General features: G+C 43.1%; 20 protein-coding genes. 6 read left to right on the plus strand and 14 right to left on the minus strand.

All coding sequences use genetic code 11. The features are described from left to right. The 5 genes from FMR86_RS15890 to FMR86_RS15910 all read right to left on the minus strand — a co-directional run. Positions 1 to 659: ATPase, T2SS/T4P/T4SS family (locus FMR86_RS15890; RefSeq protein WP_203544941.1), on the minus strand; the 659-nt coding region annotated here is incomplete at its 3' end. After that, positions 659 to 1,072, minus strand: coding sequence for a hypothetical protein (locus tag FMR86_RS15895; protein ID WP_163352395.1), 414 nt, complete (start codon positions 1,070 to 1,072; stop codon positions 659 to 661). The genes FMR86_RS15890 and FMR86_RS15895, both read right to left, overlap by 1 nt. Before the next feature lie 7 nt (positions 1,073 to 1,079). After that, positions 1,080 to 1,799, minus strand: coding sequence for a P-loop NTPase (locus tag FMR86_RS15900; protein ID WP_163352396.1), 720 nt, complete (start codon positions 1,797 to 1,799; stop codon positions 1,080 to 1,082). 15 nt (positions 1,800 to 1,814) lie between these two features. Continuing rightward, complete coding sequence (locus FMR86_RS20880) at positions 1,815 to 2,003, minus strand: TraK family protein (protein WP_163352397.1); 189 nt, start codon at positions 2,001 to 2,003, stop codon at positions 1,815 to 1,817. A gap of 430 nt (positions 2,004 to 2,433) precedes the next feature. After that, positions 2,434 to 2,583 carry a hypothetical protein gene (locus FMR86_RS15910; protein ID WP_163352398.1) on the minus strand — a complete coding sequence of 50 codons (150 nt, stop codon included), beginning with the start codon at positions 2,581 to 2,583 and terminating at the stop codon, positions 2,434 to 2,436. Positions 2,584 to 3,053: 470 nt separating this feature from the next. Between FMR86_RS15910 and FMR86_RS15915 the strand changes: the two genes are divergently transcribed. Beyond that, a complete protein-coding gene (locus tag FMR86_RS15915) occupies positions 3,054 to 3,794 on the plus strand; it encodes an ABC transporter substrate-binding protein (RefSeq protein WP_163352399.1) in 741 nt (246 codons plus the stop codon). Positions 3,795 to 3,977: 183 nt separating this feature from the next. On the opposite strand, the gene FMR86_RS15920 is transcribed toward FMR86_RS15915, so the two are convergent. From FMR86_RS15920 to FMR86_RS15940, 5 genes are all read right to left on the minus strand, one after another. Then, positions 3,978 to 4,493 carry a carboxymuconolactone decarboxylase family protein gene (locus FMR86_RS15920; RefSeq protein ID WP_163352400.1) on the minus strand — a complete coding sequence of 172 codons (516 nt, stop codon included), beginning with the start codon at positions 4,491 to 4,493 and terminating at the stop codon, positions 3,978 to 3,980. Positions 4,494 to 4,583: 90 nt separating this feature from the next. After that, complete coding sequence (locus tag FMR86_RS15925; RefSeq protein ID WP_163352401.1) at positions 4,584 to 5,189, minus strand: LysE family translocator; 606 nt, start codon at positions 5,187 to 5,189, stop codon at positions 4,584 to 4,586. A 217-nt stretch (positions 5,190 to 5,406) separates the two neighbouring features. Continuing rightward, entirely contained in the window at positions 5,407 to 5,835 is a 429-nt protein-coding gene (locus tag FMR86_RS15930; protein ID WP_203544943.1) for a DsrE family protein, read from the minus strand. 158 nt (positions 5,836 to 5,993) lie between these two features. After that, positions 5,994 to 6,509: a carboxymuconolactone decarboxylase family protein gene (locus FMR86_RS15935; RefSeq protein ID WP_163352402.1), complete on the minus strand. Its 516-nt coding sequence runs from the start codon at positions 6,507 to 6,509 to the stop codon at positions 5,994 to 5,996. A gap of 90 nt (positions 6,510 to 6,599) precedes the next feature. Continuing rightward, positions 6,600 to 7,205, minus strand: coding sequence for a LysE family translocator (locus tag FMR86_RS15940; protein WP_163352403.1), 606 nt, complete (start codon positions 7,203 to 7,205; stop codon positions 6,600 to 6,602). 100 nt (positions 7,206 to 7,305) lie between these two features. On the opposite strand from FMR86_RS15940, the gene FMR86_RS15945 reads away from it, so the two are divergent. Continuing rightward, positions 7,306 to 8,241: an AraC family transcriptional regulator gene (locus FMR86_RS15945; protein WP_203544945.1), complete on the plus strand. Its 936-nt coding sequence runs from the start codon at positions 7,306 to 7,308 to the stop codon at positions 8,239 to 8,241. Between the two features lie 23 nt (positions 8,242 to 8,264). Here FMR86_RS15945 and FMR86_RS15950 read toward each other — a convergent pair whose 3' ends face one another. Next, entirely contained in the window at positions 8,265 to 8,585 is a 321-nt protein-coding gene (locus FMR86_RS15950; RefSeq protein WP_163352405.1) for a TraK family protein, read from the minus strand. A 120-nt stretch (positions 8,586 to 8,705) separates the two neighbouring features. On the opposite strand from FMR86_RS15950, the gene FMR86_RS15955 reads away from it, so the two are divergent. Beyond that, positions 8,706 to 8,978, plus strand: coding sequence for a hypothetical protein (locus FMR86_RS15955; RefSeq protein ID WP_163352406.1), 273 nt, complete (start codon positions 8,706 to 8,708; stop codon positions 8,976 to 8,978). Between the two features lie 123 nt (positions 8,979 to 9,101). Then, a complete protein-coding gene (locus FMR86_RS15960) occupies positions 9,102 to 9,371 on the plus strand; it encodes a hypothetical protein (RefSeq protein WP_239057265.1) in 270 nt (89 codons plus the stop codon). Positions 9,372 to 9,403: 32 nt separating this feature from the next. Here FMR86_RS15960 and FMR86_RS15965 read toward each other — a convergent pair whose 3' ends face one another. Both FMR86_RS15965 and FMR86_RS15970 read right to left on the minus strand, forming a co-directional pair. Next, the gene (locus tag FMR86_RS15965; RefSeq protein ID WP_163352407.1) at positions 9,404 to 9,892 is read right to left on the minus strand and encodes a hypothetical protein; all 489 of its coding nucleotides are present in this window, start codon (positions 9,890 to 9,892) and stop codon (positions 9,404 to 9,406) included. Then, positions 9,883 to 10,419, minus strand: a complete 537-nt coding sequence (locus FMR86_RS15970) for an AHH domain-containing protein (RefSeq protein ID WP_163352408.1) — start codon at positions 10,417 to 10,419, stop codon at positions 9,883 to 9,885. The genes FMR86_RS15965 and FMR86_RS15970 overlap by 10 nt, the downstream gene beginning before the upstream one ends. 196 nt (positions 10,420 to 10,615) lie before the next feature. Between FMR86_RS15970 and FMR86_RS15975 the strand changes: the two genes are divergently transcribed. Beyond that, complete coding sequence (locus FMR86_RS15975) at positions 10,616 to 10,936, plus strand: helix-turn-helix domain-containing protein (protein WP_163352409.1); 321 nt, start codon at positions 10,616 to 10,618, stop codon at positions 10,934 to 10,936. Between the two features lie 32 nt (positions 10,937 to 10,968). Continuing rightward, a complete protein-coding gene (locus FMR86_RS15980) occupies positions 10,969 to 11,262 on the plus strand; it encodes a helix-turn-helix domain-containing protein (RefSeq protein ID WP_163352410.1) in 294 nt (97 codons plus the stop codon). A 273-nt stretch (positions 11,263 to 11,535) separates the two neighbouring features. Here the strand turns inward: FMR86_RS15980 and FMR86_RS15985 are convergent, their stop codons facing one another. Beyond that, positions 11,536 to 12,300 (minus strand): FadR/GntR family transcriptional regulator, encoded by a 765-nt coding sequence (locus FMR86_RS15985; protein ID WP_163352411.1) that lies wholly within the window; start codon positions 12,298 to 12,300, stop codon positions 11,536 to 11,538. Positions 12,301 to 12,357: the final 57 nt, after the last annotated feature.

Genomic DNA, 12,357 nt, shown 5'->3' on the forward strand with positions numbered 1-12,357 from the left:
ACAAGTATCCGGTCCGGGCGAAGCCTCATTGTCGCCCGGACCAATGACTGGATGGAGGTGTACGGAGTGGTGTGCAGAAAAATTGAGTTGCGGGACTGGCTTTGCAACTCAGCAGTGTCTTCGATGATGACCAGCCGGTCGGCAGGGGAGACTTCCGAAATTGATTTGATAATGCCGTTGACCAGCGTGGTCTTGCCGGACCCGGTCCCACCGATGACGACAATATTTTTCTTGTCCTTCACGGCGGCCAGAGTCCCTTTCATGACTTCATGATTCATGACCCCGCTGACCACGTAGTCTTCCAGAGGAATGACCCGGCTGGCCTTTTTCCTGATGGTAAAAGAAGCACTGCGCACGACTGGCGGATACAAGCCTTCAAAGCGACTGCCGTTGAGCGGTTTTTCGGCGGGCAATTCACCCTCAATGATGGGATTTTTGTCGGTAACGGTTGTGTCCAGAGCACTGGCAACCAATGAAATGATCATGGCGGTCTGACTGGAAGCAAGAGCACCGGCAACCGCCATTTCCTCACCGAGTTTTTCAATCCAGAGCTTGCCGTCCGGGTTGACCATGATTTCAACTACTTTTTCATCTTCAAGAGCTGAAACAATGGTCGGTCCCATGTTGTGCAACAGGTTTCTGACAAGCCGCTCATCCATCACGAACCCCACACAATAACTGAGACTGAAACGGCAATGGACAGCCCGAAAAGAATCCCGGAGAAAATAGCCATGGCCCGGATTGAGCTGATAAAACGGCTCATTTGCTTTTCATGTTCGCTGATCTGGGCCAGACAATTGTCGATGTTGGCTTTGACCGCTTTGCTCAACAGGCTGTTGGTGGATTTACGCACCTCAGCAGCAAAAGAAGCAACATGGCCGGACATGTCAGCGGAAAGCTTTTGCTGATGGTCGGCCAGCAGCAATTCATACTCATTCAGGGCGGCGCGATGCATGGTCACAGCCATGAGAATGGGATCATTCTCATCAAGCAACACATCGTGCTTTTCAGCGATCAAATCGCGCACGCCCTGAATGGTGAGGGGGGCATTTTCAGAAATCTGCTCAGACATACCGCTATTAAAGTCCACTGTTTGAAAGTTCCTGCTGAATTTCTTTCCAGATCATCTTCAAACGCTGACGGGTCATGATCGGAAGCGTTGAGTCTTGCGCTTCTTCGAACGACATTTTTGCGGTGAGAAGATTTTCAAGATCCTTGCCGAAGGTTTCTTTTTTCTTCTGGGGGATACGGATTAGCGCGGCAATGCGGTGTGAGTTGTCTTTATAGACCTTGAACTCTTCAAAGCCCTTGTCCTTTGCGCTGATGGGGCCGAAGTAGTGATTAATCCAGACATAGATGGGAACATTGAAGGTTTTGAACAGTGAACCAAGGCCGCTAAGGGTGTCCGGCAAGGCCTGACCGCCAGTAATGACCGTATGCAGGTTGATTTGGATTTCTGACTCGGCGAGCATCTGAAAAACTTGATTTCCGTCAAGGTAGCTCGCTAGAGGGACAAAAGTGGCCGCACCGTTATCAATGACCATGTCCGCTTCATCGGGAAGGGCCAGCATGAGTTCAACGAGTTTATCGAATCTTCTGGGATCAATGTCGTTATCTTTCATGATGTCCAGCGTAGTGACGTCAAAACTATTGTAACCGGCAAATGTAGCATTCACTGGATCTGTGTCCACACAGGATATTTCTTTCCCGGATTCCTGAAGATACTGGGTAAGCAGACTGGCTATAAAGCTTTTGCCTACACCGCCCTTGCCTTGCATGATCATGTTGATTGTCGCCATGGTTTCCCTTTGTTTTTAGCTGTTGGTTTCATTGGTTTTAGTTCGGTGATAGCGACAGTATGTTGGATAGGACATGGTTATTTTTTCTTCCTTTATCAGTGTCTTATAGATCATTTTTTTGTTGAATCCTTTCTCGTGAAGTCTGTTTATTACGCCCAAGTTGGCAATGAATTCGATTTTTGCGAAACCTTTATTTTTGTTCATCTGGTTCCTCCAATAGAAGCATCAGAGCTAATTTCCTTTTTGATTCAGGAAGCCCTTTCACAATTGCATTTCGGAAAGGGCGGTATCCCGAATATCCAAGAGCCTTTGCGGCCTTTTCATACGAGCTGAATTTCTCGCGTAGTTTTTTGGCTATGTATTCGTCGCTTATTGGCATGACTTCTTGCTATGCTAATTTAGCATTTTGTGTCAATGCTAAATTAGCAACAGTATTGGATCGGTTTTTGTCACAAGAACTAACTTGTGCCCAACTGGAAACGGGGGAGTTTGAAATAAAAAACACCGCCTAGTCGTGCGGACTAGACGGTGCTTTTTTCGACGTTTCAAGCGTAATTAGAGGTAGAAATAGAAATATTGGATGTGTTGTGATTTGGGATGTCTAAGTATGGCGGATTAGTTAAGGTGTTGTTTATTAATCAGAAGTGTCGTCTATCTTTTCTGTTGCCTTTTGGATTTCTTTGCCGAGAAGATATAGTAACAGACCCGTCTCCTCATTAACTATTTTTGATAAAAAGTTTATGGTTGCTGCGATATTATAGAGGGTTGATATTTCCTTTGTCATTAAGTTCTCCAGACTTAGGTTGTAAGTTGTTTTTGTTTTTATAATTATTCAAATTGATGCTAAAATAGCAAGGTGCTGTTTGTTTGAGATATGGAAATAAATTCAAAAAGTAAACAGTAAATTGTATATTGATTGTTTTTAATTTCTATAATTTAGTCGTTAATGAGTGTTTTGTTATCGCAAAACTGGTTGGTGTTTTCGTAAGTTAACAACCATTGCTTCTATCTCAATCGGCAATGGTTGTTACTCAGTCAAAGTCAATATCCCCGTCATAGCCAGAAAATCGATGCGAGAGGCTGTTGAATGGGTTGCTTTGGGCGTTGTTGCTAAATCTAATTCTTCGTTAGTCTAAGGATGACGGCGACGGAGGCCTTTTAATAATTCTGTATACGAAATGTTTGGGAAAATTTTTAAAACAACAGTACTAATTTATTCCTAAATAAACTATACTCTTGAATAAGGAGAGAATAATGAGATTAATATATACTATTATCACTACAATTTTTTTTGTTTTAGTTAATATCAATGTTCACGCTCAGTCTCTTGATCAAACAGTTTTTATGACAGAATTGCTTCCCCCATATAACTACATAAAAGATAACGCATTACAGGGTACTCATGTCGATATACTTTTAGAAGCTCTTGCAGCGGTCAATGTTCACAAAACATCATCTGATATAAAAATATACCCGTGGGCTAGAGCATATAAAAAATTAATTTCGACACCCAATACATGTACCTTAAGCACAATACGAAGTCCTAAAAGGGAAAAAGTCTTTAAGTGGGCTGGCCCTATAGGTGCTCACACATGTTCATTTATTAAAAAAACTAAGAATTACAATGTTAATACATATGCCGAGATAAAAAGAAATATAGTAGGAACAATAAGGGACAGTGTTGCAGAAGAATCAGCAACTCGCCACGGATACAGGGTAGATCAATCATCAACATTAGAACAGTTGGTTAAAAAAATTGAGCGAAACAGAATCAGCGTGATTTTCAGTAATGCCGATGCAGTGTTTGCGATGATGTCAAAGTTGGGCATAAATAAAGATGACTACATTGTTCTTCGGACACTTAACGTTGGGGAAATATATTTTGCCTGCAATATTCACACTGACGACTCTGTTATAAAAGAACTCCAGAAGGGGATTGATTTAATTCGTGCGCAAGGGATCATTGATAAAATCATAAATGGTAAAAATAAGTAGATTTCAAATATATCAAATTTAAAGCATTTTGTTTTTCTTGAATTTTTTCTGTTTTAGTATGTTTCAAAAGTTCAAGTTTCCATATTGTTTAGGATGTGGTTAATGACTATGCGAATCCCCTCCTTGCTTTAAGCTCAGAGGGGATCTGCGGGCTTGAGCTATGCTCAGAGGTGAAGCATAGAACTATATAGAAAAGGTCTTTGTCAGAACTTCGGTAGCACCAACAGACGCAGCGTGATAAACAGCATCGACAAGGTCAGATTCTTTCCAGCCTTCAGCTTTAATAGCTTCCAGTGTTTCTGCGTCAATTTCTTCCGGTCTGGTTACTGCCAGCTTCGCAAAATCCAGCAATGCGCGTTCATTGGGGGCAAAATTGCTTTTCAGGGGATCGGTTGCAAGTGTTTTAAGCTCTTCAGTATCCACTCCCATAGCCATGAGCAGTTTCTCATTGAAATCAATGCAAGCCTGATATCCTTTGAGGCTGGCTATTATGTAGCGGATTGCAGCGGGAATATAAGGTTCAAAGCTCTCGTGTGCGCCGAAGTAACTCATGGTTCCTGCCAGTTTCTCAAAAAGTCCTTCGCTGCCAGACATGACAAGCATCGGGGCCGGGATTTCGATTGTTTCTGGGATTCGTGAATAAAAATCCTTAACCAGACCTGTTGCATTTTCACGGGTGAGATGATCAATTATCAACATTAGAGACTCCTTTTGAATTTACAAATTATACTTGTAACCTATTGAAGTGTTTATATAATGATATAAACAAATCATCTTAAATATTTAAATTTATAAGTTTATAAGCATCGGTGCCATTGATGCGACTAACAACAATGCCATGCTTACGTTGAACACAACAATGCGTTTACCTTTTGAGAGATATTTACGTAGTGCCGAACCTGATAGTGCCCAAGCACTGATCGAAGGAAGAATAGTGATTGCCAAAAGTGGAATCATCATAACCAGACTGATTAAAAAATTATCTGGCGTGGTGTAGGTCGCGGTCACTATGAGTGCAACAGCCCATGCTTTAGGGTTCAGCAGTTGCAAAAGCGCACCCTGAATCATGCAGATAGGCTTATCCATTTTTTCGTTTTCGTCCGTGCCGAGAGATCTGCTTTTGGCGATTTGAAAAGCAAGCCACAGCACATAAATCCCGCATGCTATGCGCAGCAGGTCGTAGATAGTAGGGTTTTGCTCAAGAATTTGGTTTAAGCCAAGGCCAACGCAGAGCACCATTATCAAAAAACCTAAGCATATACCCAGAAGTAATGGGATAGTTCGGACAAAACCGAAATTCGCACCCGAAGCCATTAACAGGAAATTGCCTGGTCCGGGGGAAATTGCCGTTACAAAGGCAAAGCCGATGAGGGCAATTGCTGTTTCGAAAGTCATATTCTCCTCCTGAAATTTGAGGATATGTTGACCTATCCAGTGATTTAAACAATGCTCATTCGTCTACATTCTCTATCCAATCGTCCAGTTAGATTTTATTAATGAGTAAAATTAATGTCTTCTGAAAAGTTATAAGGCTTTTTCTAACGCATAAAAAACGCGCCCCGGATTTCTGTCCGAGGCGCGGTGAATTTGTAAGTAAATTGCTGGCAGTAGGCTAGAAGGTCACCACACTCCATCCTTTATCTTTCAGAGCCTGAGTAAGCGGCTGGGCCATGTAGTCCACTTCCAGTCCCATTTTTGCCAATTTGTCGGACACGCCGTATCCGTCAGAGCACCACTTGCAGACGAGAATTTTGATACCCATGTCCTGAAGTTTTTTTACAAAGCCTTGAAGCTCGGCATCTTCGGAGAGGAGTTTTGTTGACGCTCCCCACACCAGAACGCTGATGTCCGCGAACATCCCGTGCTCCTTGGCTACCATGGGGTAGGGCAGAGCGATTTTTTGAGCAACTTCTTTATCTCCGGAGCTCCATACCACCATCAGTTTACCGTCGGCTTTGGCTGCATGTGCATTAACGCTGCCCAGAGTGCCGGACAGAAAAACAGCAGCGACGAGCGCAATTATGGTTATCATTTTTTTCATAGTAAAATCCTTCCTTTGTTAAAGGTTAAGTTATGAACATTTTTCGGGCCAATCTGAATGAATAATTTTAAATGCTGAAAACTGTCGCCAGTTTGCTGCACAATTTAACGGGCAGGTGCCCGGATGTCTTTTAAGGAGTAGTGCGGTGTAATTTGGGATTAAACAGAGAAAGTGTCTGTCATGGCTTGGGTGACACTCACGGCCCCAGCCTGATAAACAGCATCAACAAGGTCAGACTCTTTCCAGCCTTCAGCCTTGAGGGCTTCAATAGTATCCTTGTTGATTTTTTCAGGAGCAATTGCGGCTGTCTTTGCAAAAGCCAGCAATGCCCGCTCTTTGGGAGCGAAATCAGTTTTCAGAGGATCTGTTGCGAGATTTGCAAGCTCATCAGCATCAACTCCCATAGCCCGGAGCAACTGGCCGTTGAAGTCAATACAGGCCGGATAATTTTTATGGCAGGCAACCATGTAGCGAATAGCTGCCGGAAGATGAGGTTCGAAGCTTTCATGAGTGGCGAAGTATCCCATGGTACCGGCCAGCTTTTCAAAAAGACCTCCGCTGGCAGACATGACAAGCATTGGGGCCGGGATTTCAATTGCTTCGGGAATTCGGGAGTAAAAATCTTTAACCATACCTGTTGCATTTTCACGTGTGAGATGATCGATCATTAGCATTAGAGACTCCTATTGGATTTACAAATTAGACTTGTCGTCTGTTAAAGTGTTTAAGAATAACCCAAATGAATCGGGTCAAGTACATCTTGCCTAAATATTTAAAAGCATTGATCCCATTGATACGACTAACAGCAATGCCATACTTGTGTTAAAAACAGTGATCCAATTGCCTTTTGAAAGACATTTACGCAGTGCTGAACCGGAAATAGCCCAGACACTGACTGACGGAATAATCGTCATTGCGAAAAGCGGAAGCAAAAGAATCAGACTCGGTATATAATTTGTAGGTGTAGTGTAAGTAGCTGTAATGATCAGAGACACAGTCCATGCCTTAGGATTTAGAAATTGCAATAGTGCGCCTTGAATCAGGCCAATAGGTTTGGCCATGTCTTCATCCTTTTCCGCGCCAAGTGATTTGCTGCGAGCAATTTGAAAAGCGAGCCACAGTACATAAATCCCACACGCCATGCGCAGCAGATCATAAATGGCAGGATATTGTTCTAGGATTTGACTCAAGCCGAGTCCTACACAGAACACCATTGTTACAGCACCGATGCATAGCCCGATAATTAAGGGCAGAGTTCGAGCGAAACCAAAGTTGGCCCCGGAGGTCATTAATAAAAAGTTGCCCGGGCCGGGTGATATTGCCATTGCAAAGGCAAAACTGATGAAAGCAACAGCAGTTTCGTAGGTCATATTTTCCTCCTGAAATTTGAAGTTATGTTGACTGACCCTGCAATTTTCGCAATGCTCATTCGTCTACATTTATTACCCAACAGTCCAGCGAGGTTTGTTTATGAGTAAAATTGATGTTCTTTCAGAGGTGTTTTCGACCTTAAGAATAAAAAGTGAACTATATTTTCGTGCGCATATGAATGGCCCTTTTTCAGTAAGCGTTCCTCAAGAACAGCGACGAATCAGATTTCATCTGGTTCTTCATGGAACTTGCTGGATAGAAACCGCAGGGGAGCAACCTTATTTTTTGCAGGAGGGAGATATTGCTTTGGTGCCCAATGGCAGCAGTCAGGTTTTATCCCTTGAGCCGGGGCTGCCTCATGTCGGGCTCGACAAGGCCATTGAGAGTGGGGTTTTGAAAGACGGTATGTTGACTTATGGCGATGGGCCAGAAAGGACCGTTATTCTATGTGGTTACTGTCGATTTGATGAAGACCTTGATCATCCAGCCGTTGGCGATTTGCCTTCGTTGATCTGCTTACGAAATGCAGATTTGGGGGGAGAGCCATGGGTTGCTGCTACTTTGAAACTTCTAGTCTTTGAAGCCAATCTAAATGCTCAGGGGACAACAGCGATTTTAAGTAGGTTGATTGAAATTGTGGTGATTCAAGCTACCCGACGTTTGAGTACGAGAAGTGAAACTGACGAAAGAGGGTTCATTGCAGCACTACGGGATTCGAACTTGTCTCGTGCGTTACAAGAGATCCACAGTTCGCCAGAGAAAAACTGGCGTGTCGGTGATTTGGCGGTACTGACTGGAATGTCCAGAGCTGGCTTTGCTGATCGATTCACAGCTGTTGTTGGGGTTCCACCTATTGAGTATCTGACCAATTGGAGATTGATGAGGGCACGTTTTTTTCTGTCTGAAACAAATCTAACCCTCGATGAGATTGCCGAGCGATGTGGCTATGCTTCTTTGCCATCATTTTCCCGCCGTTTTAAGAAATCTTTTGGAACAGGTCCGGGAGCCTATAGGAGAATGGCTGTCACAAATTAGAAGATGCAATTTGTTTGAGTCTTTCAGCCGATTAGCTCATCAAAGTCTTCTTTGGTAACAACGTTGTTATGCGAAAATTCTAAGTTAGACTTGGAATTTTTAGGTCGTTTGTTGGCAATTGGCTTTTTTGCCCGGTTTTGGGCTGTGAGTTTGCCTGTTGAGTTGAAACGGCAGAAGTGGCGATAGCTCATGGAGATATATCCCTTTTCGTAAAGAAGCTCGTAAGTGTCTTTTTTAGAATATCCTTGGTCGAAGAGGTCGGCGATTCTGTGTAGATTGGCTTTGTATTCGACCTGATGGCTTTTCCGTCTACTGGTGTCGGTGTTTATCTCGATATTTTTCATGATGAAAAAGTTTTTTTGGGTTGTGTGTTTTTTTACAGGGGCTGTCTATGCTAAAATAGCATTTAGTGTCAATGCTATTTTAGTATGTTCTTTTGAGACGTTTTGATATAATGTGATATTATGAAAAATTACGAATATGAATTTGAAAGGACTTTGGTCGCAGAGATAGTTGAGTGTTATCAGGCGCAGGGTATAGCGCACACCGAGTTTGCTAGGATGATGTATGGTGACACCAAGACTGCTCCAAGTAAATGGTGGAAAATACGCGAAGTTTCACCTACTGGGAAGCTGCAAGGAATGCCTGTTTCTGAGGCAGTTAAAGCTGCTGTAGTTCTAAATATTGATGTCGCCAGTCTTTTCTTTAGGGTTCAGGAAAAAATGCGGTCTTTGTAGGTCATTTGCTCTTTTGGGAGTTATGCTAGCAGTTTATATATATGTTCTATTTTAGCTTGACTTTTGCTAATTTAGCATTAGGTTTTGTGCCTGAAAATGCTAACTACAAATTGGAGCAAATATATGATTGATTGGAACCGTCCCCTTACAGAAAATGAAACCGTATTTAAGGCAATGCTGGTTGAGGCGTTGCCCCCTATTATTGCCAGAAAAGATGTGGCTAAATACACAGGCGGCTGGCTGTCTCCTAAGACTTTGAGGAATGACGACAGTAGAATGACCGGGCCGAGGCATCGTTATGAAAGCGGCCGCAAGGTTCTTTATCGCAGGGACGATTTAGTGGAATACGGAATTAGGAGATTTGGCGTTCTGGAAAAGGAATGCATGATTTAATGAAGGGATTAGCGACAGGTAAAATATGTACATTAAAATATGATGAAGTTGGACTTGGGATAGACAAATTTATCCTCATGCAAATCGCCTTGCCAGCCACAAACCCAATGCCCAGCTTCATAAATTTTGAGCTGATTTGTAAAGAAATTAAGCTCTGCTTTTTCACTCAGTGATTCGCCAACAGCACCAACGTGAGGCAGGAGAAGTATAAAGTCGTCAATGTCTTGCTGGCAGCGCGAGAGCAGTTTTTGTGCTTCAGAAGATTTACTAATATTTCTAGCTAAAGAGTCCTTACATTCTGAAAAGCATCTGACCCATTCCTGTTTACTCTGGCGCGGGATGTTGTTTCTAAATGCCTCCCACGCGACAGAATGGGCCTCTTCAAATTCCTTTGACTTCCAAAACCTTACAGCCTGCTTTAATGAAGTTGCATTCGCATAAAGGCTGTTTGGTTGGCCTAAATTTACAAACCAATGCGTATTCTCGATTGTCTCCAAGACAGCTTGGCAATTTAACACCATGGATCTTTAGCTCCATATTTTTCATGCAGTGGCTCTCCGTCCTCAAGCCGCTTACGAAATTTAGACTGAATATCTGATACCAGCTTTCGTGTTTTAGAAACAGACGCACCCGGCGGGATCTTGTCAAGTTCTCTCTTTACAGCAGCAGTATATAATGGATGGCCTCCTCGGTGAAGGGGCAAAACAGGATCAACTCCCGGTTTTGTGGGGAGCGCGATTCCATTTGCAGCTTCGTCCATATCCATGCCTATTTTTTTTAATGCCCTATGATTTCTGAGCTGGAGGGGGATTATATGATGGGCAGCATAGTTTTTCAGTGAATCGCAGCCAATTCTATGCCGCAGAACAGAGCTTGATCCGCCAATTGTTTTTCCGAATCCTTGGGTCTTTGATTTTATCCCGAATTGTACCGCATGTTCATATTTTGAAACAGGCTGCTGAGTTATATCTGGGTTGGATGATAAGCTATCAGCATTTGAATTCTCAACTGAGCCTCTCCCAGTCAAAAGCAGCACGAGAACTGCCATGACGAAACATAAAATTTTATTCCGAGCAAAAGTCATAAAATCACACTCTGCTGCTATATTTGGGGAAATATACGCACCACAAAATGATTAAATCAAGCCAAAACTAACGCCACAACATGATTTTTGTAGAGATATTCATATTTCAGTTAGTTCTTAAGGTGCGGCAGAATTTGTCATAATTTACCGAGAGGTAAATATGGCTAAAAGTTCAAAGCAACTCGGGCAGAGAATTCGAGAACTCAGAAAACAAAAAGGACTGACCCAAGAACAATTGGGTGAATCCTCCGGTGTTGGAGCAAAATATATCAGTCAGGTTGAACGGACCGGAGCGAATGTCACTTTGAGTCTGGCTGAGAGCATTGCAGAAGGTCTTGAGGTTGATTTGAAGGATTTGTTCGACTTCAACCACAATGTAGAAGATACTGTGCTTCGTAGTGAGCTTATTTCCATGCTCGAATCCGCTGAAGGTGAGGATCTCCAGACTTTACACCGCGTTATCCGCGCAATTCTCGTTTAATCATTCGTATATGGCTGAAATTTCAATGCTAGTTGGCAAAAGAATTGCGCAAGAAAAAGGGTCTGACACAGGCCCAGCTAGGCAGCGAAGCTGATATGAATGATAAATATATCAGTGAAATAGAAAGAGGTTCGAGCAAGCTTACTGTCAATGCTTTAAATAAGATTGCCCTTGCTTTGAAAGTCTCTGCCAAGGATATTCTTGACTTCGACACAACCACGCCGACTCGAAAGGAACTTGAAGAAGATTTGGCGTGGATGATTCAGAAAACAAGCGATGAGCAGGTCGTATTTCTCCATAAGCTTGTTTCTGAGATATTGAAATAGACAGTAAGCAACAAGGCTTTGTTACTTACTCGACAAGTGCGAACAAGACTAGGATGAGAATATCCATATAAGTATTTCCAGTTCCGAAGCATGATCATAAAGGGAGCGTCAGCAGTGACGTTCCCTTTCTTTTTTTGAAGCCAATCAAATTGAAACATCAAAACGGAATCGTTGTCGGAAGCCGGAGATAGAACGGGTAATCAGCAGAAAGTTGTTCAAGTCAGCAGGGTAATGGGGGGGGCTGAAATTTGTAAGTGCAGACACGCTCCTGAACTATGGTTGCAGCAAAGCGTCAGCCAGTTTTTTACCAGCGGATTCTATATGTGAACGCATGGCGGACTGAGCTGCCTCAGTGTCATGCGTTTCTATTGCTTTCAAAATAAGTTCGTGGTCTTCAGCGACTTGCTCAAATCCCCATTCATATTTGGCTTTTTGCTCCATCCATAAGCTGATAGGCTGACGAATTTCCGCATAGAACCTTATCAGCACACTATTGTGGCATGCATGGGCTACTGCCCCGTGGAATGCTAAATCCGCTTCTATTAGTTTCTGTCTGTTTTTTGTTTTCAGGAAGGAATTATGCTGTCTCCTGATATCTTCAATGTCTGCGGAGTCAGCTCTTTGCGCTGCAAGCATGGCGATGCTCTGCTCAAGCTCAGTACGGGCCTCAACCAACTCATTGATTTTATCTTGCCCAATGGTGATCAGGGACAAGCCTACCGACTTGGGCTGAACTACTTCTGTTGAATCAACAACACGGGTTCCGTCACCGGGACGTACAGAAAGTATCCCGATCAATTCAAGTGCTCCCACTGCCTCACGGATAGAGCTTCTGCCCACACCGAATATTTCCATGAGTACTGGCTCCGGTGGGAGTTTTTCTCCGGGCGGCAGTTCTCCGCTTGCAATCATTGAAATTAAATTTTCGACAACCTGATCACTTAGACGCTTTCGTTGGATTTTCGGCAGGGGCTGTTTCATGAGGGTTGTTTTATGGAAAATCCTGCGGATGCACAAGAGCAGGTTGTTTGTTGACATGAAATCATGGGATGTATATCACTGGTCTAAACATCAGATGTTATGATGTTAGAGTGT

Origin of the sequence: Desulfovibrio sp. JC010, assembly GCF_010470675.1 — a bacterium.
Lineage (GTDB): Bacteria > Desulfobacterota > Desulfovibrionia > Desulfovibrionales > Desulfovibrionaceae > Maridesulfovibrio.

What these genes read in the sequence shown, in the direction of transcription:
- FMR86_RS15895 (WP_163352395.1), bottom strand. Translation starts at nt 1,072, where the DNA reads ATGTCTGAGCAGATTTCTGAAAATGCCCCCCTCACCATTCAGGGCGTG.
- FMR86_RS15950 (WP_163352405.1), bottom strand. Translation starts at nt 8,585, where the DNA reads ATGAAAAATATCGAGATAAACACCGACACCAGTAGACGGAAAAGCCAT.
- FMR86_RS15920 (WP_163352400.1), bottom strand. Translation starts at nt 4,493, where the DNA reads ATGTTGATAATTGATCATCTCACCCGTGAAAATGCAACAGGTCTGGTT.
- FMR86_RS15930 (WP_203544943.1), bottom strand. Translation starts at nt 5,835, where the DNA reads ATGAAAAAAATGATAACCATAATTGCGCTCGTCGCTGCTGTTTTTCTG.
- FMR86_RS15945 (WP_203544945.1), top strand. Translation starts at nt 7,306, where the DNA reads ATGAGTAAAATTGATGTTCTTTCAGAGGTGTTTTCGACCTTAAGAATA.
- FMR86_RS15985 (WP_163352411.1), bottom strand. Translation starts at nt 12,300, where the DNA reads ATGTCAACAAACAACCTGCTCTTGTGCATCCGCAGGATTTTCCATAAA.
- FMR86_RS15910 (WP_163352398.1), bottom strand. Translation starts at nt 2,583, where the DNA reads ATGACAAAGGAAATATCAACCCTCTATAATATCGCAGCAACCATAAAC.
- FMR86_RS20880 (WP_163352397.1), bottom strand. Translation starts at nt 2,003, where the DNA reads ATGAACAAAAATAAAGGTTTCGCAAAAATCGAATTCATTGCCAACTTG.
- FMR86_RS15925 (WP_163352401.1), bottom strand. Translation starts at nt 5,189, where the DNA reads ATGACTTTCGAAACAGCAATTGCCCTCATCGGCTTTGCCTTTGTAACG.
- FMR86_RS15915 (WP_163352399.1), top strand. Translation starts at nt 3,054, where the DNA reads ATGAGATTAATATATACTATTATCACTACAATTTTTTTTGTTTTAGTT.
- FMR86_RS15970 (WP_163352408.1), bottom strand. Translation starts at nt 10,419, where the DNA reads ATGGCAGTTCTCGTGCTGCTTTTGACTGGGAGAGGCTCAGTTGAGAAT.
- FMR86_RS15900 (WP_163352396.1), bottom strand. Translation starts at nt 1,799, where the DNA reads ATGGCGACAATCAACATGATCATGCAAGGCAAGGGCGGTGTAGGCAAA.
- FMR86_RS15960 (WP_239057265.1), top strand. Translation starts at nt 9,102, where the DNA reads ATGATTGATTGGAACCGTCCCCTTACAGAAAATGAAACCGTATTTAAG.
- FMR86_RS15965 (WP_163352407.1), bottom strand. Translation starts at nt 9,892, where the DNA reads ATGGTGTTAAATTGCCAAGCTGTCTTGGAGACAATCGAGAATACGCAT.
- FMR86_RS15940 (WP_163352403.1), bottom strand. Translation starts at nt 7,205, where the DNA reads ATGACCTACGAAACTGCTGTTGCTTTCATCAGTTTTGCCTTTGCAATG.
- FMR86_RS15975 (WP_163352409.1), top strand. Translation starts at nt 10,616, where the DNA reads ATGGCTAAAAGTTCAAAGCAACTCGGGCAGAGAATTCGAGAACTCAGA.
- FMR86_RS15935 (WP_163352402.1), bottom strand. Translation starts at nt 6,509, where the DNA reads ATGCTAATGATCGATCATCTCACACGTGAAAATGCAACAGGTATGGTT.
- FMR86_RS15955 (WP_163352406.1), top strand. Translation starts at nt 8,706, where the DNA reads ATGAAAAATTACGAATATGAATTTGAAAGGACTTTGGTCGCAGAGATA.